Genomic DNA, 19,450 nt, shown 5'->3' with positions numbered 1-19,450 from the left:
CTGCCTCGCCGGATGGATGAGTCGGCGTAGTGCTCAGTGTCACTGGCGCCGCTTCGTCGCAAGGCGGTCCCGAGCGGGACATGATCAGCCTTCTGCCTGACAAGCTGGCCGGTGAGCCAGTGCGCTACACCATCCTCGACGATGCGACCGATCCTTCACTGGCGGTGAAGAACGCGCGCAAGCTGGTCCTGTCCGATCGCGTCGACGTCCTGGTGGGCTCCTCCAACACGCCCAGTTCGCTCGTGCTGGCGGACGTCGCACTGGAAAGCCGCACGCCGCATGTCTCGCTCGCCCCGATGGACGTCCCGGCCAACCAGCATCCCTGGGTCTTCGTCGTGCCCCAGTCAGCCGACCTGATGATCGGTGGTGTGCTGGAGCACATGCAGAAGAAGAACGTCAAGACCGTGGGCTACATCGGCTACTCGCAGCCCTGGGGCGACCAGGTCTATCGCAGCCTGACCTCGCTGAGCGGCAAGTACGGCATCAAGGTGCTCAACGACGAGCGCTTCGCCCGCAACGACTCGTCCGTCGTGCCGCAAGTGCTCAAGACCCTCGCGCTGAAACCCGATGCGGTGCTGGTCGGGGCGACGGGGACACCGGCCGCCCTGCCGCACCTGACCTTGATCGAGCGTGGCTTCAAGGGCCCGGTCTACCACACGCACGGTGTCGTCAACGACGACTTCCTGCGCGTGGGTGGTTCCCGCATCGACGGGGCACTGGCGCCAATCGGCCCCGTGGTGATCTACAAGGACCTGCCGGACGGCGATCCGGTCAAAGAGGTCTCCTTGAAGTTTGCCGCGTTGTACGGAAAGCTGGAGCGGCCCGGGCCGGTGAATGCGTTCGCCACGTGGGCGTACGACGGCTACCTGCTGCTGGACAAGGCGGCCGCCGCCGCGCTGGCCAAGGCCAAGCCCGGCACGGCACAGTTCCGCTCGGCGCTGCGCGATGCACTCGAGACCCAGACCTCGGGCCTGGTCGGCACGAACGGCATCTACCGCATCACGGCCTCCGACCACAATGGACTCGACAGCCGAGCGCGCGTGATGGTGCGGGCCCAGGGCGGCACCTGGCGAGCCGAGCGATGATTCGCGCATTCATTCCCTACGGCGCCTACTGGTCGTCTCCCTTCGCGCGCTGGCAGGGCAGCCTGTCGCACCTGCACAGCCTCGAGTTCTGCGCCTGGCTCACACGCAGGGCGCTGGACGCCAAGGGCATCGACACGGACTTGATCGATTTTGGCGTGCTCGGCACCACCGTGCCACAGCGTGGCGCGTTCTATGGGTTGCCGTGGGTCGCGGCCCTGGCCGGCATGCCGGCATTGGCGGGGCCGACCATCGCGCAGGCCTGCGCCACCTCCGTGCGCTGCCTGGCATCGGCGGCGCACGAGGTCGCCACCGGCGCATCCGCCTGCGGATTGGTGCTGGCGGCGGACCGAGTGTCGAATGGGCCGCAGCTTTACTACCCCGATCCGCGCGGCGTCGGCGGCACCGGCGAGCACGAGAGCTGGGTCACGGGCTCCTTCGAACGAGACCCCTGGACTTCGCATTCGATGCTGAGTACCGCGGAAGCCGTGGCCGCCCGCTTCGGCATCTCACAGGGAGAGCAGCACGAATTGGTGCTGCACCGCTACGAGCAGTACGCCACCGCGCTGGCGGACGATCGCGCCTTCCACCGCCGCTTCATGCAGCTCCCGTTCGAGGTGCCCGATGCCCGTTTCAAGAAGTCGGTGGCGACACTCTCCGGCGACGAAGGCATTCACCCCACCACACAGGAAGGGCTCGCCAGGCTGAAGCCGGTGATGCCGGACGGCACCGTGACCTACGGTGCCCAGACCCACCCGGCGGACGGCAGCGCGGGCATGCTGGTCGCCACCCGCGATCGGGCGCGACAGCTCAGCATCCGACCGGATGTGCAGATCGAGATCCTCGCGACGGGCCAGGCGCGCGCCGAGGCCATGCAGATGCCGTACGCGCCGGTGCCGGCCGCCAGGCAGGCCATGCAGCGCGCCGATCTGCGCTTTGCCGAGCTGCATGCGGTGACGACGCACAACCCCTTCGCCGTCAACGACATCGTCCTCGCACGGGAGACCGGACTCTCCCTTCTCGACATGAACGCGTTCGGGTGCTCGCTGGTCTGGGGACATCCGCAGGCGCCGACCGGCTTGCGCGCCATCATCGAGCTGATCGAGACGCTCGAGATGCGCGGGGGAGGACTGGGGCTCTTCACCGGCTGCGCGGCTGGAGACACAGCCATGGCGCTCGTGCTGCGCGTGAGCGATGCTGCCTCATGACCGAACCCAAGAATCTTCTGGAGCGATATCGGGGCACCGTGATCGAGCTGCTGCTGCAGGCCGCCGTGCAGACGCCGGACCGACTTGCACTGGTCTGCGAAGGCGAGACCATGAGCTACCACGACTATTACAGGGAAGTCATCGCTCTTGCCAATCGCCTGCGGGAAGCCACGACTCCGGCACGCGTGGCGGTCATTCTGCGAAACGGCTTCGGAGCCTGCATCGCCCACTTCGGTGTGCTGGCCTCGGGAGCCCAGATGCTGCCGATGAATCCGGAATACACCGCGCGCGAGCTTCGTTTCCAGTTGCAGGATGCCGGCTGCGACGCGGTCATCGCGGACCAGGCACTGCAAGAACTGGTGGCCCCACTGGCCGATTCCCTGGGCCTGTCGGTGATCTGGATGAACAAGGTTGGTGGGCAGGCATGCATTGGAGGTCCGGACACGGACAACTTGCCACCGGAGGTCGCCCCCTCTTCCCTTTCCCTTCTTCAATACACGGGCGGTACGTCGGGACGGCCGAAAGGCGTCAATCTCACGCACGCCGCGCTGCGCACCAACGTCGAGCAGAGGGAAGCCATGCTCCCCACTCGCCCCGCTGGCGAACGCATCCTGTGCGCCATGCCGCTCTTCCATTCGTACGGAATGGCGATGGGGCTGTATCTCGCGGCGCGATGCGCCGGCACCCTGGTCATCCTCCCCACATTCCGCCGCGACGACCTCTTCGATGCCATCGAACGGCACCGCATCACTCTCTTTCCGGGGAGTCCCTCGATCTACGTGTCGCTGATGGCGCATCCCCGGTTTGAAACCACGGATTGGTCGTCCTTGCGCATGTGCTATTCGGGTGCATCGGCGCTGCCGCTCGCCGTGCTGCGCCGCTGGGAGGAAACGGTCCAGGTCGCGATCTATGAAGGCTACGGCATGACCGAGGCCGGCCCCGTGCTGAGCTTCAACGGACCTGGCCATGCGGTCAAGGCAGGCTCCGTCGGGCTCCCGCTGCCCGGCACGAGGATCGAGATCGTCGATGCCGAGACGGGGCGGCAATTGCTGGGTGCCGGTGAATGCGGCGAGATCCGGGCGCAAGGCCCCCAGCTCATGCAGGGGTACCGCAATCTGCCGGCTGAGACCTCCGAGACGCTGCGCGACGGGTGGCTGTACACCGGCGACCTCGGCGAGATCGACGGCGATGGGCACCTGTTCGTCCGCGGACGCAAGAAAGACCTCATCATCGTCGGCGGCTACAACGTCTACCCCCGCGAGATCGAAGAAGTATTACAGGAACACCCAGGCGTTCTCGAGGCAGCCGTCGTCGGCAAGCCCGACAGCTATCGCGGCGAGATCCTGCTCGCCTTCGTGGTCTCCCGCCCAGGCATGGATGACACGACCCACGAAACCGTGCTGGAGCGGCATTGCGCGGAGCGGCTCGCACGCTACAAGCAGCCGGCTCGCTATTTTCGGCTGCCCTCATTGCCGAAGACCCCCATCAACAAGGTCGACAGGAAGGCCTTGAGCGCCCTGGCGGCCGAGCAGTTTGCCTAACCGGACACTCGCCATGCTGATCTGCATCATCGAATTCAAGGTCCTCCCGGGAATGGAGCAGCGCAATCGCGAAATGGTTGCGCAGCTGCTCGTTGCAGCGGCGAAGATCGACGGCTTTGTCTCCAAGGAGAGCTTCCTCAGCCGCGACAACGAAGGCAAGCTGATCTCGCTTTCGTATTGGCGCGACGCGGAAGCCCTCCGAGCATGGATGCGCGATGCCGACCATCGCCGGGCGATCCCCATCGGCAAGAACGAGCTGTTCCAGAGCTACACGATCCAGATTGCGGAGCTGGTGCGCGAAAAGGTCTGGACACGTCAGGAGAACAAGTGAATACCGGCGGATTGATGCTGCGCTGCGCGAGCATGCTCGCTGCGGCGCTTGCTGGAACAGCCGTCCGTCATGGCTTTCGGCTGGAAGAAGGCGACTGAAGGTTGGTGCCTTAGATGAAGACGGCGGCGTTCGTCTCGCCAGCGGGAAGCGGCGCGCATCGAGCAAATCACGTTCCACGGCCCGGACAAAGAAAAACGGGTTACGTCATTGCTGACGTAACCCGTTGATTTTTTGGCGGAGTGGACGGGACTCGAACCCGCGACCCCCGGCGTGACAGGCCGGTATTCTAACCAACTGAACTACCACTCCTGGTAGGCTGCGTTCACTCCGGATGGAGCCAAGTGCCGCCGACTTGTGCCTTCTTCACTTGCGTGAAAACTGGCGACCCTACGGGGATTCGAACCCCGGTAGCCACCGTGAAAGGGTGGTGTCCTAGGCCTCTAGACGATAGGGTCATAAACCTAAGAACCGCGTTGCGATCAACGCTTGGTTGTCTCGACTTCCAGATGGTGGAGGTAAGCGGGATCGAACCGCTGACCTCTTGCATGCCATGCAAGCGCTCTCCCAGCTGAGCTATACCCCCTGTGGGCGTCGAGCCTCAAATTATAGCGTCTAAATTTACGCGACCTGTAATCGCTTCAAAATTTCTTCACGAGAGAAGAGTGCGAGCACGGCATCGAGCGACGGCGTCTGCGCCGTGCCCATCACCAGCACACGCACCGGCATGGCCAGCGCGGGCATCTTGAGGCCCTGCGCGGCCAGCACCTCCTTGATCGCGGCGGCAATGGACGCCTTGTCCCACGCCACGGTCGCAAGCTTGTCGGCCAACACGGCGAGCGCGGGACGAACGGCATCCGTCAAATGCTGCGCGCGATCGGCCTCGCTGGGCTGCACGTCCGCGTAGAACGCGGCGGCCCAGTTGGCCAACGCCACCGTGGTGTCGCAGCGGTCCTTGAACAGTGCGCAGATCGCCGCAAGCCTGTCGTCCGGCACGATGCCTCGCTTCTGCAATTGCTCAGCTACGAGCGGGGCAAGCTCTGCATCCGGCCTGGCCTTGATGTACTGCGCATTCACCCATGCGAGCTTGGCCGCATCCCATTGCGCCGGGCTCTTGGAGAGATGCGTGCCGTCGAACCAGGCCACCATCTGCTCGCGCGTGAACAGCTCGTCGTCGCCATGGCTCCAGCCAAGCCGTGCGAGGTAGTTGAGCATGGCCTCAGGCAGGTAGCCGCCCTCCTCGTAGGCCGTGACGCTGACGGCACCGCGACGCTTCGAGAGCTTCTGCCCGTCCTCGCCGAGGATCACGGGCACATGGCCGAACTGCGGCAACGGCGCGCCGAGCGCGCGGAAGATGTTGATCTGCCAGGGCGTGTTGTTGATGTGCTCATCGCCGCGGAACACATGCGAGATGTTCATGTCCCAGTCGTCGACCACCACCGCGAAGTTATAGGTCGGCACGCCGTCGGCGCGCACGATGATGAGGTCGTCGATCTCCCGATTGTTGATGGTGATCGGACCTTTGACGAGGTCGTCCCAGCTCACGTTGCCGTCGGGCGGATTGCAGAAGCGGATCACCGGCGGCACGCCCGCGGGGATGGGCGGCAGCACCTTGCCCGGCGCGGGGCGCCAGCGGCCGTCGTAGAGGGCCTTCTCGCCGCGGGCGCGCTGCGCCTCCTTCATCACATCGAGCTCGGCGGGCGTGCAGTAGCAGCGGTAGGCCGTGCCGGCAGCGAGCATCTGTTCGACGACTTGGCCATAGCGGTCGAGGCGCTGCATCTGGTAGATCGGGCCCTCGTCGTAGTCCAGTCCCAGCCAGTGCATCGAGGCGAGGATCTGCTCGACCGACTCCTGCGTCGAGCGGGCGACGTCGGTGTCCTCGATGCGCAGCACGAACTGGCCGCCGTAGTGGCGCGCATAGGCCCACGAGTAGAGCGCGGTGCGCGCGGTGCCGAGGTGGAGGAAGCCCGTGGGTGACGGCGCGATGCGGGTGCGAACGGTCATGGAATCAGGTGCTGAGCGTGTCAAGGCCGCGCAAGAGGTCGGCACGGATATCGTCGATATGGTCGAGCCCGACCGCCACGCGGATCAGGCCCTGGCCGATGCCGGCGGCCTGGCGCTGTTCTTCGCTCAGGCGGCCGTGCGAGGTGGTGGCCGGGTGGGTGATGGTGGTCTTGGTGTCGCCGAGATTGGCGGTGATCGACAGCACGCGGGTGCTGTCGATCACATGGAAGGCGTTGGCGCGTGCGGCCTCGGGCGTATCGCCCTGCACATCGAAGGAGACCACGGCCCCACCCTGCCCCGACTGCTGGCGCATCGCCAGCTCATGCTGCGGATGCGAGGCCAGGCCAGGGTAGTACACCCGCTTCACCGCGGGCTGCGTCTCGAGCCACTGCGCCAGCGCAAGGCCACCGGCGCAATGGGCCTGCATGCGGATGCCCAGGGTCTCGAGGCCCTTGAGCACGACCCAGGCATTGAAGGGCGACAGCGCCATGCCGGCAGTGCGCACCACGGTCGCGAACACGTCGATGAGCTTCTGCGAGCCGCAGATGGCGCCGGCCAGCACGCGGCCTTGGCCCTCGAGGTACTTGGTGCCCGAGTGGATGACGAGGTCGGCCCCGAACTCGACGGGCCGCTGCAGGGCCGGCGAGCAGAAGCAGTTGTCGACCGCCAGCAGCGCGCCTGCACCGTGCGCCAGGTCGGCCAGCGCACGGATATCGCACACATCGGTCAACGGGTTGGTCGGTGTCTCGGCAAACAGCAGCTTCGTGTTGGGCTTGATCGCGGCCTTCCATTCGGCCACGTCGGTCTGCGAGACGAAGGTGGTCTCCACGCCGAACTTGCCGAAGTCGCGCCCGATCAGGTTGAGCGTGGAGCCGAACACCGAGCGCGAGCACACCACATGGTCGCCGGCCTTGAGCAGCCCCATGCACATCATGAGGATCGCAGCCATGCCGCTGGCGGCGCCGATCGCCGCCTCGGTGCCCTCGAGCGCGGCAAGCCGCCGCTCGAAGCTGGCGACCGTCGGGTTCGAGGTGCGGGTGTAGGTGAAGCCTTCCTCGGTACCCGCGAAGCGGCGCGCGGAAATCTCGGCGTCGGGCTGCACGAAGCTGCTGGTGAGGAACAGCGCCTCCGAGTTCTCGCCGTACTGGCTTCGCTCGAGCGCGGCACGCACGGCGAGCGTGTCGCGGTGCAGCCCCGGGGGGAGGGATCGGTCGGTCACGATGTTCTGCTTCAGCTCAGGTTGGGAAGTGCGAGGCGCGACGAGTCCTCGTCGGTCTCTTCGATGCGGGGACGGTTGCCGTTCATGCGGGTGATGGCCTCGGTGTCGATGTCGCCCGTCACGTAGACGCCGTCGAAGCACGAGGCATCGAAACCGTCGAGCTTCGGACCGTTGCCCGGCGAGGCCTTGAGCACGGCGCGCTTCATGCCCTCGACATCCTGGTAGATCAGTGCATCGCAGCCGATCAGCTCGCGGATTTCCTCGACGGTGCGGTCATGGGCGACCAGCTCGTCCTTGGTCGGCATGTCGATGCCGTAGACGTTCGGGTAGCGCACCGGCGGCGCCGCGCTCGCGAGGTAGACCTTGCGGGCGCCGGCTTCGCGCGCCATCTGCACGATCTCGCGGCTGGTCGTGCCGCGCACGATCGAATCGTCGACGAGCAGCACGTTGCGGCCCTTGAATTCGCTGCCGATGACATTGAGTTTCTGGCGCACCGACTTCTTGCGCACGCCCTGCCCCGGCATGATGAAGGTGCGGCCTACGTAGCGGTTCTTCACGAAGCCTTCGCGATACGGAATGCCCAGCAGATGGGCGAGCTGTGTCGCGCTGGGGCGGCTCGATTCGGGGATCGGGATGATCACGTCGATCTCGTTCGGCGGCACGGTGGAGATCACTCGCTGGGCCAGCGTTTCGCCGAGGTTGAGCCGCGCCTGGTAGACCGAGATGCCGTCCAGCACCGAATCGGGCCGCGCAAGATACACGAACTCGAACATGCAGGGGTTGAGGCTGGGCGACTCGGCGCATTGCTGCGCATGCAGCTGGCCCTGAAGGTCGATGAACACCGCCTCGCCCGGCGCTACATAGCGCTCGAACACGTGGCCCGAGCCCTCGAGCGCCACCGTCTCGCTGGCCACCATGTAGGTGCCGTCGGCGCCGCGCCCGATGGCCAGCGGCCGGATGCCGTAGGGGTCGCGGAAGGCGAGCAGGCCGTGGCCCGCGATCAGCGCCACTACGGCATAGGAGCCGCGCACGCGCCGGTGCACGTTGCGCACGGCGGCGAACAGGGTCTCGGAATTGAGCATGCCGCCGCGCGTCGAGCGGTCGAGTTCGTGCGCCAGCACATTGAGCAGCACTTCGGAATCGCTGTCGGTATTGGTGTGGCGGTGGTCGGTGGAGAACAGCTCGGCGCGCAGTGCGTGCGCATTGGTGAGGTTGCCGTTGTGCACCAGGACGATGCCGAACGGCGCGTTCACGTAGAAGGGCTGGGCCTCCTCTTCACTAAAGGCGTTGCCGGCAGTCGGGTAGCGCACCTGCCCCAGGCCCACGCTGCCCGGCAGCGCCCGCATGTTGCGCGTGCGGAACACGTCGCGCACCATGCCCTTTGCCTTGTGCATGAAGAACTTGCGCTCCAGCAGCGTGACGATGCCGGCGGCGTCCTGGCCGCGGTGCTGCAGCAGCAGGAGCGCGTCATAGAGCAGCTGGTTGACGGGTGCGTTGCTGACAACGCCGACGATTCCACACATGAAGCGATCCTCTCAGGGCTCAGGGCAGGTAGCTTGCCAATTTTTCAGGCAGCGCGGGTTTCAAGCCCTGCAATGCCGCATCCAGAACAGTGGCGCTGCGCGATTCCTGCCACCAGGCCGCGTCGCTCAGCGCGAGCAAATGAACCACGACCGCCGTGGCCAGCAGCGCAACCGCGCCGCGCGCCAGGCCGAAAACGCCGCCCAACAGGCGATCCACCGGCCGCAGCCCCACGGCGGTGATCAGCTTGCGCATCAGGCTGGCCACCAGCCCGACGCCGAAAACCACCCCCACGAACACCAGCGCGAAGCCCGCCGCATAGCGCCAGTTGGCCGCCGGATCGCCGAAGGGCAGCCAGGCGCCCACATCGGCCGCGAACCACTGCGCGCAGAAGAAGGCGGCCACCCAGGCGGCCAGCAGGATCACCTCGTACACCAATCCGCGCACCAGACCGAAAAGCATCGACACCACCAGCAGCGCGATGGCAAGCCAGTCGAGGGCAGCCACGTCCGCCTACAAGCTGAGGACGGCAGCCGACAAAGACAAGCCCTTGACCTTGCCCGCCACCCTGTCCGCCTCGGCGCGCGTGCCGAAGGGGCCGACGCGCACCCGCGTGCGCTCGCCGTCGGCCGTTTTCGCGACATTCGTGTAAGTCCTGAGCCCGGCCTTCTCCAGCTTCTGCCGGACCTCGCGCGCCTTGTCGGCATCGGCGAAGGCCCCGACCTGAACCACGAAACGGCCGCTGTCGTCCCCTGCGGCGGTGGGCTTGGCAGCCGCGGCGGCGGCGGATTTGCCTTCGAGCAGGGCACGCACCCGGGCAGCATCGTCAGCGGTCTTGGCGGGGGCCCTGGCATCGGGCTTTGCTTCCGCCCTGGCATCGGGCTTTGCTTCCGCCCTGGCATCGGACTTTGCTTCCGCCCTGGCTTCGGGCTTGGGCTCCGGCTTTGGCTTGGGTTCCGGCTTGGGTTCTGGTTTGGCTTCAGGCTTGGGTTCGGGCCTGGCTTCAGCCACCCGCGGCGGTTTGGTCTCGACCGGCGGCGCGGAGGGTGCGGGCCTGGACGCCGGGACTTCCGTGCCGTCCGCCAACTCGGTGATCATCTCGCCACCCGAGGACCGTGTGGCCACTGGCGGACTCGCCGGCGGCGCGGCCGTCGACGGGACAGGCGCTGGCTGTGCCGGCAGGGGCAGCGGCTTGGTCTTGTTGCGATCGGGGATCTCGATCGGGATGTCGACCGACACCGGCCGCGGCTGGGTGTCGAACAGGAGCGGGAACCCGACCACGCCGATCAGCACCAGCACCGCGGCGCCCACCAGCCGATGCCGCGCGCGCCGGCGCATCGCCTCGACGCTTTCGGCCGGCGGCGCCGGGACGCCGGCGTTTCGCCCTTCGTTGGCCTGCGGACCGCGGGTGCGGAACTGGAAGAACGCCATGAAATTCGATTCCCTGATGGAGTGCAGCGTGAGTAGAAAAGGCGCCGGAGATCAGGCCAATCAGGAGTCCGGCGACAGGTGCCGGGCCCGCAGACGAGGTGTTCCGTGCTCGAGCACACCACCCACTGTGAAGAACGATCCGAAGACCACGATTCTATCAGCGGGGTCCGCTCGATCGATGGCCGCTTGCAACGCCTCCATGGGAGCGGCATACGCGCTCGCCGAGGCATCGGCGCGGGTGTTCTGCGCCGTCCAGCGCGTCAGCAGGTTGGCGGCCTTGGCGGCGCGCGGGGTCGGCAGGTCGGTGAAGTACCAGCGGTCGACCATCGGGCCGATGCGCGCGAACATCGGCGCCAGGTCCTTGTCGGCCATCACGCCGAACACGCCGTGGGTGGTCGGGTAGAAGCCCATGGCATCGAGGTTCTCGGCCAGCGCTGCCACCGCGTGCGGGTTGTGCGCCACGTCGAGCACCAGGGCGGGCTCGCCCGGCACGATCTGGAAGCGGCCCGGAAGCTCGACCGAGGCCAGCCCGGTGCGCACCGCCTGGGCGGTGACCGGCAGCCGCTGCCGCAGCGACTCCAGCGCGGCCAGCACGCCGGCTGCATTGACGAGCTGGTTGGCGCCGCGCAGCGCCGGGTAGGCCAGTCCGCTGTAGCGCCGCCCGCGGCCGCTCCAGCCCCACTGCTGCTTGTCGCCGGAGACGTTGAAGTCGCGCCCCACGCGCCAGAGATCGGCGCCGATGGCTTCGGCGTGCCCGATGACACTTTGCGGCGGGATCGGGTCGCTGACGATCGCGGGCCGGCCGGCGCGCATGATCCCGGCCTTCTCGAAGCCGATGCTTTCGCGGTCGGGGCCCAGAAACTCCATGTGGTCCAGGTCGATGCTGGTGATGATGGCGCAATCGGCATCGATCACGTTGACCGCGTCCAACCGTCCGCCCAGGCCGACCTCGAGGATCGCGACATCGGGCTTGCTGGCTGCGATGCACAGCAGGATGGCGAGCGTGGTGAACTCGAAGTACGTCAGGGCCATCTCGCCGCGCACCCGCTCGACGGCTTCGAAGTGCGCCGCCAGCGCCTCGGCAGGCACCGCTTCGCCCGAGAGCCGCAACCGCTCCTCGAAGCGCACCAGATGGGGCGAGGTGAACACCGCGGTGCGGTATCCCGCATGCATGAGGATCGACTCCAGCATCGCGCAGGTCGAGCCTTTGCCGTTGGTGCCGGCCACCGTGATCACGGGGCAGTCGAAGGCGAGACCGAGCTTGGCGGCCATTGCGCGGACGCGCTCGAGCCCGAGTTCGATGTTCTTGGGGTGCAGGCGCTCGGCGTGAGCGAGCCAGTCGGCAAGGCTTTTCATGGAGCCCGGAATTGTCGCCCACTCGCCGCACGGGCATCATCGCGAGATGACAACGCTCTATGGCATCACGAACTGCGACACCGTCAAGCGTGCCCGCGCCTGGCTCGACGAACACGGCATCCCCTACCGTTTTCACGATTTCAAGAAGGAGGGCGTTCCCGAGGCCGAGCTCGACCAGTGGCTGCGCGCGCCGGGCTGGGAGGCCCTGGTCAACCGGCGCGGCACAACCTGGCGCCGGCTCGACGAGGCGACGCGCGCCTCGGTGGTGGATACCGCCTCCGCCCGCGCCGCCTTGCTGGCCAATCCCAGCCTGATCAAGCGTCCGGTGGTCAACTGGGGCCCGCCAGCCGGCGTTACCACGGGATTCGATGCTGCCCAATGGAAAAGCCACACCGTGTAAACGGTTGAACCCGGGCTGCCGGATCGCGTCGAACCAGGTTCAGAGGGGCCCTGTGCCCCACCCTCAGGAGTCCTGACATGCGCACGCAAAAATCCATTCGCAACACCATCGCCCTCTCGCTCCTGGCTGCCCTTGCCGGTACCGCGAGCCTTGCCCAGGCCGAGCAGGTCTGGGCCCGCGTGATCTCGGCCACGCCCTCGCACGAAACCACGGGCAACACCCGGTACAACGTGACCTACGAATACGGCGGCCGGCACTACACCACGGTCACCGACACCCGCCCCGGCGCCAGCATCCCGATCGAGGTCGGCGACTACGGCGTCGCAACCCCCTCGCCGGTGGCGCCGCAACCGCAGATCGCGCAGCGCCCCATCGACGACGACGGCGGCCAACCCGACTGGAACAGCGTGACGCCCGAACCAGGGGTGGTCATCTCGGGCGGCGGCGCACCGGCCTATGGTCAGCCCGCGCCGGTCTATGTGCAGCCGGCCCCGCTCTACTACCCGGCACCGGTCTATGTCGCACCTGCCTATTACCCGGCACCGTACGTCTATCCGCCGGTGGGCATCTCGCTCAACCTCGGCTACTCGCGTGGATGGGGTGGCGGCTGGCGTGGCGGACACCACGGCCGCTGGCGCTGAGCGCCGGCCCGGAGGGCCTGCCGGCAAAGCCTAAAATCACGGGCTTTCCTCTCCGCAGCGCCAGGCCCTCCCCTTCAAATGACGACAAGCACCGAATCCCTCCGCAACGCCACGGTCGCAACACAGGCCAACGTGTATTTCGACGGCAAATGCGTGAGCCACAGCCTCACGCTGGCCGATGGCAGCAAGAAGTCGGTGGGGGTGATCCTGCCCTCCACCCTCACCTTCAGCACCGGCGCCCCAGAGACGATGGAAGGCACGGCCGGCCGCTGCGAGTACCTGCTCTCCGGCAGCAGCGAATGGGTGGCCTCGGGCGCCGGCGAGAAGTTCAGCGTGCCCGGCAATTCCAGCTTCCAGATCCGCGTGAGCGGCGAGCCGTACAGCTACATCTGCCATTTCGGCTGAACCCGGGATTCGAACCATGGCCACCATCCTTCAGAACATTCCCGCCGGCCAGAAGGTCGGCATCGCGTTTTCCGGCGGACTGGACACAAGCGCCGCGCTGCACTGGATGCGCAACAAGGGTGCCATCCCCTACGCCTACACGGCCAACCTGGGCCAGCCCGACGAGCCCGACTACGACGAGATCCCGCGCAAGGCGATGCTCTACGGCGCCGAGAAGGCCCGGCTGGTCGATTGCCGCACGCAGCTCGCCGCCGAAGGCCTCGCCGCACTGCAGGCTGGCGCCTTCCACGTGACCACCGCCGGCCTCACCTACTTCAACACCACGCCGCTGGGCCGCGCCGTCACCGGCACCATGCTGGTCGCGGCCATGAAGGAAGACGACGTCAACATCTGGGGCGACGGCAGCACCTACAAGGGCAACGACATCGAGCGCTTCTACCGCTACGGCCTGCTCACCAACCCGGCGCTGAAGATCTACAAGCCGTGGCTGGACCAGACCTTCATCGACGAACTGGGCGGCCGCGCCGAAATGTCGGCCTTCATGCAGAAGGCCGGCTTCGCCTACAAGATGTCGGCCGAGAAGGCCTACTCCACCGACTCCAACATGCTCGGCGCCACGCACGAGGCCAAGGACCTGGAGCACCTGAACAGCGGCATGAAGATCGTGCAGCCGATCATGGGCGTCGCCTTCTGGAAGGACGAGGTGGAGGTGAAGCGCGAGGAAGTCACCGTGCGCTTCGTCGAAGGCCGTCCGGTCGCGATCAACGGCGTGGAATACCCCAGCCTGGTCGAACTCCTGCTGGAAGCCAACCGCGTAGGCGGCCGCCACGGCCTCGGCATGAGCGACCAGATCGAGAACCGCATCATCGAGGCCAAGAGCCGCGGCATCTACGAGGCCCCGGGCCTGGCGCTGCTCTTCATCGCCTACGAGCGCCTGGTCACCGGCATCCACAACGAGGACACCATCGAGCAGTACCGCGACCACGGCCGCCGCCTGGGCCGCCTGCTCTACCAGGGCCGCTGGTTCGATCCGCAGGCCATCATGCTGCGCGAGACGGCCCAGCGCTGGGTAGCACGCGCGGTCACCGGCGAAGTCACCATCGAGCTGCGCCGCGGCAACGATTACTCGATCCTCAACACCGAGTCGCCGAACCTCACCTACAAGCCCGAACGCCTCACCATGGAAAAGGGCGAGTCGAGCTTTTCGCCGGCCGACCGCATCGGCCAACTCACCATGCGCAACCTCGACATCGTGGACACACGCGAAAAGCTGGGCATCTACGCCCAGGTGGGCCTGCTCTCGGCGGGCCAGGGCGCTTCGCTCCCTCAGTTGAAGAACGAGACGGACTGAGCTTACCGCGGCCCACTGGACCGTTCGTCCCCCGTTACACGACCACCGGCTCCGGCTCCAGCCGGATGCCGAAGCGCTCGTAAACGCTGGTCTGGATCGCCTTGGCCAGCGTCATGACCTCGCCGCCGGTCGCCGGGTGCGCGGGGCCGCCGCGGTTGACCAGCACCAGCGCCTGCTTCTCGTAGACGCCGGCATTGCCGACGGTCTTGCCCTTCCACCCGCAGGCATCGATCAGCCAGCCGGCGGCCAGCTTGATGCTGCCGTCGGGCATCGGGTAGTGCACGATCTTCGGGTCGCGCGCGATGATGTCGGCGCATTGCTCCGGGGTGACCGTGGGATTCTTGAAGAAGCTGCCGGCATTCCCGAGCACCCGCCAGTCCGGCAGCTTCGCGCTGCGGATGGCGCAGACCCAGTCGAAGATTTCTGTCGGGCTGGGCGTGAAATTGCCGGTCTCGGCCATCTTGCGCTCCAGGTCCAGGTACCCCAGCACCGGCTTCCAGGGCCGCGGCAGCCGGAAGCGCACCCGCGTGATCAGCGCCCGGCCCGCCAGGCCGAAGTCGTTGCTGCCGCTCGCCGCGTGCTTGAACACCGAGTCGCGGTAGCCGAAAGCGCATTGGGCCGCGTCGAGGGTGAAGGCGCGGCCGGTCTCGAGGTCGATGGCGTCCAGCGATTCGAAGCGGTCCTGCAGCTCGACCCCATAGGCGCCGATGTTCTGCACCGGCGCCCCACCCACGGTGCCGGGGATCAGCGCCATGTTCTCCACGCCGGGCAAGCCTTGGTCGAGCATCCAGCGCACCGTGTCGTGCCAGGTCTCGCCGGCGCCCGCCTCCAGAATCCAGGCGCGCGGCGTCTCTTCGACCAGCCGGCGCCCCTTGATCTCCACCTTCAGCACCAACGGCTTGACGTCGCCGGTCAGCACGATGTTGCTGCCGCCGCCGAGCACGAACTTGGGCGCGCCGCGCCAGGCCTCGTCGGCCAGCAACGCGGCCACGTCGGCCTCGCTCGCGATGCGCACCAGGTGCTGGGCGCGCGCGACGATACCGAAGCTGTTGTGCTGCTGCAGCGGTACGTTGTGCTCCACGATCATGGGAGAATTGTCGCATTCACACCCGTGAGATTCAGAGGAGAGTCCATGCCGTCTTTCGATACCGTCTGCGAACCCAACCTGCCCGAGGTCAAGAATGCCGTGGAGAACACGGCCAAGGAGATCGGCACGCGATTCGACTTCAAGGGCACCGCGGCCTCGGTCGAGCTCAAGGACAAGGAAATCACGCTCATCGGCGATGCCGAATTCCAGCTCGTGCAGGTGGAAGACATCCTGCGCAACAAGCTCACCAAGCGCAGCGTGGACGTGCGCTTCCTCGACAAGGGGGATGTCCAGAAGATCGGCGGCGACAAGGTCAAGCAGGTGATCAAGGTCAAGAACGGCATCGAGAGCGAGACCGCCAAGAAGATCCAGCGCCTGGTCAAGGACAGCAAGCTCAAGGTGCAGGCCGCGATCCAGGGCGACGCGGTGCGGGTGACCGGTGCCAAGCGCGACGACCTGCAGGCCGCGATGGCACTGATTAAGAAGGACGTGCCCGATATGCCCCTGTCCTTCAACAACTTCCGTGACTGAGCGCCCTATGAAGGCCGGCCTTCTTCCGATGCTGCTGGCCGCGGCATGCGGTTTCGCGCATGCCCAGTCCGTGATGCTGACCGGCACCATCGGCAGCCGCGCCATCCTGATCGTCGACGGCAGTGCGCCCAAGACGGTGGCCGTGGGCGACACCTTCCAGGGCGTGAAGCTGCTGTCGATGACGGCCGAGCAGGCCACGGTGGAGGCCGGCGGCAAGCGCGTGGCGCTGCGCATGGACCAACCGGTCAGCATCGGCGGCGGCAGCGCGGGTGGTGGCGGGGGCGGCACGCGCATTGTGCTGCCGGCATCCAGCGGCGGGCATTTCTTGACGCAGGGCGCGATCAATGGACGCAGCGTCAGCTTCATGCTCGACACCGGCGCCACGGCTGTTGCGCTCTCGGCGGCGGACGCTCAGCGCATCGGGCTCGATTTCAGCAAGGGGCGGCCGGTTCGCATGAATACCGCGAACGGCACCGCACAGGGCTACCTGGTGCGCCTGAATTCCGTGCGGGTCGGCGACGTCGAGGTCTACGACGTCGAGGCGATCGTGTCGCAGCAGCCTATGCCTTACGTACTGCTGGGCAACAGCTTCATCAGCCGCTTCTCGATGCGGCGCGACGCGGACCAGATGGTCCTCGAGAAGCGGTTCTGAGCTTCGGAGCTACGCCGCGGCAGCGGTGACGACGATCTCGATCTTGTAGGCCGCATTGGCCATCGCCGCCTGCACGGTGGCGCGCGGGGGCGTATGTCCGGCGGGAATCCACGCGTCCCACACCTCGTTCATCGCCGTGATGTCGCCGATGTCGGCCAGGAAGATCTGCGTCATCAGGATGCGCGACTTGTCGCTGCCGGCCTCCGCCAGCAGGCGGTCAACCATCGCCAGCACCTGTGCGGCCTGGCCGCGGATGTCCTGCGTGGTGTCGTCGGGCACCTGGCCCGCGAGGTAGATGGTGCCGTTGTGGACCGCCGTCTCGGACAGTCGCGGGCCGACGTGAAAGCGCTGAATGCTTGCCATGCTTGAAATCACTCCTGTGTCCTGGCCTTGGAGCCCAGCCGGGACTCCGTGCCGGCCGCGAGGCGGCGAATGTTTTCCCGGTGCCGCCAGATCAGCAGCAGGCTGATCGCGATCAGCGCGAGCAGCACCTCGCGCGAGAGCGGCCACGCGATGCCGCCGCCGATCAGGTAGTAGGCGGGCGCGAAGAAGGCCGCCACGATCGAGGCCAGCGAGGAATAGCGGAAGAAGACGGCGATGATCAGCCAGGTGGTGCCGGTCGCCAGCCCCAGCAACCACTCGATGCCCAGCAGCGCTCCGGCCGCCGTGGCGACACCCTTGCCACCCTGGAAGCCGAAGAAGACCGGGTACAGGTGCCCGAGAAAGGCCGCCAGCCCCGCCAGCGCCGCAGTCCCCTGCCCCATGCCGTAGGGCTCGCCCAGGCGATGGATCAGGAAAACGGGCAGCCAGCCCTTGACCGCATCCAGCAGCAATGTCGCCAGTGCCGCGCCCTTGTTCCCGGAGCGCAGCACATTGGTCGCGCCCGGGTTCTTGCTGCCGTAGCTGCGGGGGTCGGCCATGCCGAGCGCCTTGCTGACGATGACGGCAAAGGACAGCGAGCCCAGCAGGTATGACAGGACGATCGCGATCAACGAAGGCAGGTAGGAACTCACGGTGTCTCCAAACGGTCCGGGCGGGCGATGTGCCGCCCGGATCGGCCGGCTATTCTGCCAGCGCGCACTGCACCGGCTTCGCGCCGAGCAGCCGCACGCAGACCTGCGGGTCGATGCCCACCAGGTAGCCGCGCCGCCCGCCGTTGATGACGATCCTCGGCAGCTCGAGGATCGTCGACTCGATGTAGACCGCCATCGCCCGCCGCGTCGCGAAGGGCGACGTGCCACCCACCAGGTAGCCGCTGTGCCGGTTGGCGACCTCGGGCTTGCAGGGCTCGACCGACTTGGCGCCGATCTGCCGCGCCAGGTTCTTGGTCGAGACCGTGCGGTTGCCGTGCATCAGCACGATCAATGGCTTGGCGTCCTGGTCCTGCATCACCAGCGTCTTGACCACCGTGAAGGGGTCCAGGCCCAGCACCTCGGCGCTGTGCTGGGCACCGCCGTGCTCCAGGTATTCGTAGGGATGCTCGGTGAAGTCGATGCCGTTCGCCCGCAGCAGTTGGGTGGCGGGGGTTTCGCTGACGTGGGATTTCCTGCTCATGCGGGCGCGGGACAGTGCTCTCAGATAGCGGGGTCCCGCATCTCCCAGCGCAGCTTGTCCACCTCCGCCAGCACTTCGGGCGGCAGCCGCTTGTCCCAGGCGTCGAGGTTCTCCTCGAGCTGGGCCAGCGAGGTCACGCCGATGATGGTGCTCGCCACCTGCCACTTGCCGTGGCAGAAGGCCAGCGCAAACTGCGTCGGCGTCATGCCGATTCCGCGCGCCAGGGCGTTGTAGCGGCGCGCCGCCTCGAGCGACTCGGGACGGCCCCAGCGCTGCTTGCGAACCGACTCGTAGCGCGCGATGCGCGCGCCCTGCGGCGCATCGGGCCCTGTGATGCCGCTCTTGTCGTACTTGCCGGTCAGCAAGCCGGCGCCGAGCGGCGAATAGGCCAGCAGCGAGACGCCGAGCCGGTGCATGGTCTCGTCGAGGCCGTTCTCGACCGTGCGATTCAGCAGGTTGTAGACGTTCTGCACCGTGGCCACGCGCGGCAGGCCGTGCTGCTCGGCCAGGCGCACGAACTCGTGCACGCCATAGGGCGTCTCGTTCGACAGGCCGATGGCGCGGACCTTGCCCGCACTCACCAGGCCGGCCATCGCCTCGAGCTGCTCGTGGATGGAGGTGCGCGAAGTCTCGCGCGCCGGGTCGTAGTACATGTTGCCGAAGGCCGGCACGTGGCGCTCGGGCCAGTGGATCTGGTAGAGGTCGATCACGTCCGTCTTCAGGCGGCGGAGGCTGCCTTCGCAGGAGGCCACGATGTCGGCCGCCGTCATGCCGCTGCCTTCGCGCACCCAGGGCATGCCACGCGATGGGCCGGCCGCCTTGGTGGCGAGCACGATCCTGTCGCGCACGCCGGGATTCTTCTCGAACCAGCGGCCGATGATGGTCTCGGTCGCGCCGAAAGTCTCCGCGCGGGTGGGCACGGCATACATCTCGGCCGTGTCGATGAAGTCGATGCCGCGCTCGAGCGAACGGCCGAGGATGGCGTGGGCGGTGGGCTCGTCCACCTGCTCGCCGAAGGTCATGGTGCCGAGGCAGATCGGCGTGACGCGCAGATCGCTCTGCCCGAGTTGGATTTTTTGCATGCGATGAATGCTACCGGCTAGCGCGCGGGCTTGCTGTCCGCTGCTGGACTGCAGGGC

Annotated in this window: 21 protein-coding genes and 3 tRNA genes; 10 read left to right on the top strand and 14 right to left on the bottom strand. The window is 67.0% G+C overall.

Annotated elements, in window-relative coordinates:
- Positions 1-29 precede the first annotated feature (29 nt).
- Genes E5P3_RS10985 through E5P3_RS10970 form a run of 4 tightly spaced genes read left to right on the top strand, consistent with a single transcriptional unit; the run spans position 30 to position 4,162 of the window.
- The gene (locus E5P3_RS10985) at positions 30-1,085 is read left to right on the top strand and encodes an ABC transporter substrate-binding protein (protein WP_162586001.1); all 1,056 of its coding nucleotides are present in this window, start codon (positions 30-32) and stop codon (positions 1,083-1,085) included.
- The gene (locus E5P3_RS10980; protein WP_162586000.1) at positions 1,082-2,290 is read left to right on the top strand and encodes a thiolase family protein; all 1,209 of its coding nucleotides are present in this window, start codon (positions 1,082-1,084) and stop codon (positions 2,288-2,290) included. Before E5P3_RS10985 ends, E5P3_RS10980 begins: the two co-directional genes overlap by 4 nt.
- Positions 2,287-3,831, top strand: coding sequence for a class I adenylate-forming enzyme family protein (locus E5P3_RS10975; protein WP_162585999.1), 1,545 nt, complete (start codon positions 2,287-2,289; stop codon positions 3,829-3,831). Before E5P3_RS10980 ends, E5P3_RS10975 begins: the two co-directional genes overlap by 4 nt.
- Positions 3,832-3,844: 13 nt before the next feature.
- Complete coding sequence (locus E5P3_RS10970; RefSeq protein WP_162585998.1) at positions 3,845-4,162, top strand: antibiotic biosynthesis monooxygenase family protein; 318 nt, start codon at positions 3,845-3,847, stop codon at positions 4,160-4,162.
- 232 nt (positions 4,163-4,394) lie between these two features.
- Here E5P3_RS10970 and E5P3_RS10965 read toward each other — a convergent pair.
- The 9 genes from E5P3_RS10965 to folC form a co-directional block, all read right to left on the bottom strand.
- Positions 4,395-4,471, bottom strand: a tRNA-Asp gene (locus tag E5P3_RS10965).
- Between the two features lie 70 nt (positions 4,472-4,541).
- Positions 4,542-4,617, bottom strand: a tRNA-Glu gene (locus E5P3_RS10960).
- Between the two features lie 52 nt (positions 4,618-4,669).
- A tRNA-Ala gene (locus tag E5P3_RS10955) sits at positions 4,670-4,745 on the bottom strand.
- A gap of 35 nt (positions 4,746-4,780) precedes the next feature.
- A complete protein-coding gene (gene gltX, locus E5P3_RS10950) occupies positions 4,781-6,163 on the bottom strand; it encodes a glutamate--tRNA ligase (RefSeq protein ID WP_162585997.1) in 1,383 nt (460 codons plus the stop codon).
- 4 nt (positions 6,164-6,167) lie between these two features.
- Positions 6,168-7,382, bottom strand: a complete 1,215-nt coding sequence (locus tag E5P3_RS10945; protein ID WP_162585996.1) for an O-succinylhomoserine sulfhydrylase — start codon at positions 7,380-7,382, stop codon at positions 6,168-6,170.
- Positions 7,383-7,393: 11 nt separating this feature from the next.
- Positions 7,394-8,905: an amidophosphoribosyltransferase gene (purF, locus tag E5P3_RS10940; protein ID WP_162585995.1), complete on the bottom strand. Its 1,512-nt coding sequence runs from the start codon at positions 8,903-8,905 to the stop codon at positions 7,394-7,396.
- A 19-nt stretch (positions 8,906-8,924) separates the two neighbouring features.
- Positions 8,925-9,410, bottom strand: a complete 486-nt coding sequence (locus tag E5P3_RS10935) for a CvpA family protein (RefSeq protein ID WP_162585994.1) — start codon at positions 9,408-9,410, stop codon at positions 8,925-8,927.
- A 6-nt stretch (positions 9,411-9,416) separates the two neighbouring features.
- The gene (locus E5P3_RS10930) at positions 9,417-10,334 is read right to left on the bottom strand and encodes an SPOR domain-containing protein (protein ID WP_162585993.1); all 918 of its coding nucleotides are present in this window, start codon (positions 10,332-10,334) and stop codon (positions 9,417-9,419) included.
- Between the two features lie 60 nt (positions 10,335-10,394).
- Positions 10,395-11,690: a bifunctional tetrahydrofolate synthase/dihydrofolate synthase gene (folC, locus tag E5P3_RS10925; protein WP_443083242.1), complete on the bottom strand. Its 1,296-nt coding sequence runs from the start codon at positions 11,688-11,690 to the stop codon at positions 10,395-10,397.
- A 46-nt stretch (positions 11,691-11,736) separates the two neighbouring features.
- Between folC and E5P3_RS10920 the strand changes: the two genes are divergently transcribed.
- The 4 genes from E5P3_RS10920 to argG all read left to right on the top strand — a co-directional run bounded on the left by E5P3_RS10920 (position 11,737) and on the right by argG (position 14,487).
- Positions 11,737-12,090: an ArsC family reductase gene (locus E5P3_RS10920; RefSeq protein ID WP_162585992.1), complete on the top strand. Its 354-nt coding sequence runs from the start codon at positions 11,737-11,739 to the stop codon at positions 12,088-12,090.
- 77 nt (positions 12,091-12,167) lie between these two features.
- Positions 12,168-12,731 carry a hypothetical protein gene (locus E5P3_RS10915; RefSeq protein ID WP_162585991.1) on the top strand — a complete coding sequence of 188 codons (564 nt, stop codon included), beginning with the start codon at positions 12,168-12,170 and terminating at the stop codon, positions 12,729-12,731.
- A gap of 78 nt (positions 12,732-12,809) precedes the next feature.
- The gene (gene ppnP, locus E5P3_RS10910; RefSeq protein ID WP_162585990.1) at positions 12,810-13,136 is read left to right on the top strand and encodes a pyrimidine/purine nucleoside phosphorylase; all 327 of its coding nucleotides are present in this window, start codon (positions 12,810-12,812) and stop codon (positions 13,134-13,136) included.
- A 16-nt stretch (positions 13,137-13,152) separates the two neighbouring features.
- Entirely contained in the window at positions 13,153-14,487 is a 1,335-nt protein-coding gene (argG, locus tag E5P3_RS10905; protein ID WP_162585989.1) for an argininosuccinate synthase, read from the top strand.
- Positions 14,488-14,521: 34 nt separating this feature from the next.
- On the opposite strand, the gene murB is transcribed toward argG, so the two are convergent.
- Positions 14,522-15,574 carry a UDP-N-acetylmuramate dehydrogenase gene (gene murB, locus E5P3_RS10900; protein WP_162585988.1) on the bottom strand — a complete coding sequence of 351 codons (1,053 nt, stop codon included), beginning with the start codon at positions 15,572-15,574 and terminating at the stop codon, positions 14,522-14,524.
- A gap of 45 nt (positions 15,575-15,619) precedes the next feature.
- Between murB and E5P3_RS10895 the strand changes: the two genes are divergently transcribed.
- Both E5P3_RS10895 and E5P3_RS10890 read left to right on the top strand, forming a co-directional pair.
- Entirely contained in the window at positions 15,620-16,105 is a 486-nt protein-coding gene (locus E5P3_RS10895) for a YajQ family cyclic di-GMP-binding protein (RefSeq protein WP_162585987.1), read from the top strand.
- A 7-nt stretch (positions 16,106-16,112) separates the two neighbouring features.
- Entirely contained in the window at positions 16,113-16,757 is a 645-nt protein-coding gene (locus E5P3_RS10890; RefSeq protein WP_162585986.1) for a retropepsin-like aspartic protease family protein, read from the top strand.
- Positions 16,758-16,766: 9 nt separating this feature from the next.
- Here E5P3_RS10890 and E5P3_RS10885 read toward each other — a convergent pair whose 3' ends face one another.
- Genes E5P3_RS10885 through E5P3_RS10870 form a run of 4 tightly spaced genes read right to left on the bottom strand, consistent with a single transcriptional unit; the run spans position 16,767 to position 19,393 of the window.
- Entirely contained in the window at positions 16,767-17,120 is a 354-nt protein-coding gene (locus E5P3_RS10885) for a RidA family protein (protein ID WP_162585985.1), read from the bottom strand.
- Positions 17,121-17,128: 8 nt separating this feature from the next.
- On the bottom strand, positions 17,129-17,770 hold the full coding sequence (gene plsY, locus E5P3_RS10880) for a glycerol-3-phosphate 1-O-acyltransferase PlsY (RefSeq protein ID WP_162585984.1): 642 nt from the start codon (positions 17,768-17,770) through the stop codon (positions 17,129-17,131).
- Between the two features lie 49 nt (positions 17,771-17,819).
- Positions 17,820-18,311, bottom strand: coding sequence for an aminoacyl-tRNA deacylase (locus tag E5P3_RS10875; RefSeq protein WP_162585983.1), 492 nt, complete (start codon positions 18,309-18,311; stop codon positions 17,820-17,822).
- A 20-nt stretch (positions 18,312-18,331) separates the two neighbouring features.
- Positions 18,332-19,393, bottom strand: a complete 1,062-nt coding sequence (locus E5P3_RS10870; protein ID WP_162585982.1) for an aldo/keto reductase — start codon at positions 19,391-19,393, stop codon at positions 18,332-18,334.
- Positions 19,394-19,450: the final 57 nt, after the last annotated feature.

The organism is Variovorax sp. RA8, from assembly GCF_901827175.1.
Lineage (GTDB): Bacteria > Pseudomonadota > Gammaproteobacteria > Burkholderiales > Burkholderiaceae_C > Variovorax.
Note: the sequence above shows the minus strand (reverse complement) of the source record. Positions and strands in the feature narration are given on the sequence as shown.

Coding starts and splice junctions, on each gene's coding strand:
- E5P3_RS10980 (WP_162586000.1), top strand. CDS start 1,082: ATGATTCGCGCATTCATTCCCTACGGCGCCTACTGGTCGTCTCCCTTC.
- E5P3_RS10975 (WP_162585999.1), top strand. CDS start 2,287: ATGACCGAACCCAAGAATCTTCTGGAGCGATATCGGGGCACCGTGATC.
- E5P3_RS10970 (WP_162585998.1), top strand. CDS start 3,845: ATGCTGATCTGCATCATCGAATTCAAGGTCCTCCCGGGAATGGAGCAG.
- gltX (WP_162585997.1), bottom strand. CDS start 6,163: ATGACCGTTCGCACCCGCATCGCGCCGTCACCCACGGGCTTCCTCCAC.
- purF (WP_162585995.1), bottom strand. CDS start 8,905: ATGTGTGGAATCGTCGGCGTTGTCAGCAACGCACCCGTCAACCAGCTG.
- E5P3_RS10930 (WP_162585993.1), bottom strand. CDS start 10,334: ATGGCGTTCTTCCAGTTCCGCACCCGCGGTCCGCAGGCCAACGAAGGG.
- folC (WP_443083242.1), bottom strand. CDS start 11,690: ATGAAAAGCCTTGCCGACTGGCTCGCTCACGCCGAGCGCCTGCACCCC.
- E5P3_RS10920 (WP_162585992.1), top strand. CDS start 11,737: ATGACAACGCTCTATGGCATCACGAACTGCGACACCGTCAAGCGTGCC.
- E5P3_RS10915 (WP_162585991.1), top strand. CDS start 12,168: ATGCGCACGCAAAAATCCATTCGCAACACCATCGCCCTCTCGCTCCTG.
- ppnP (WP_162585990.1), top strand. CDS start 12,810: ATGACGACAAGCACCGAATCCCTCCGCAACGCCACGGTCGCAACACAG.
- argG (WP_162585989.1), top strand. CDS start 13,153: ATGGCCACCATCCTTCAGAACATTCCCGCCGGCCAGAAGGTCGGCATC.
- murB (WP_162585988.1), bottom strand. CDS start 15,574: ATGATCGTGGAGCACAACGTACCGCTGCAGCAGCACAACAGCTTCGGT.
- E5P3_RS10895 (WP_162585987.1), top strand. CDS start 15,620: ATGCCGTCTTTCGATACCGTCTGCGAACCCAACCTGCCCGAGGTCAAG.
- E5P3_RS10890 (WP_162585986.1), top strand. CDS start 16,113: ATGAAGGCCGGCCTTCTTCCGATGCTGCTGGCCGCGGCATGCGGTTTC.
- E5P3_RS10885 (WP_162585985.1), bottom strand. CDS start 17,120: ATGGCAAGCATTCAGCGCTTTCACGTCGGCCCGCGACTGTCCGAGACG.
- E5P3_RS10875 (WP_162585983.1), bottom strand. CDS start 18,311: ATGAGCAGGAAATCCCACGTCAGCGAAACCCCCGCCACCCAACTGCTG.
- E5P3_RS10870 (WP_162585982.1), bottom strand. CDS start 19,393: ATGCAAAAAATCCAACTCGGGCAGAGCGATCTGCGCGTCACGCCGATC.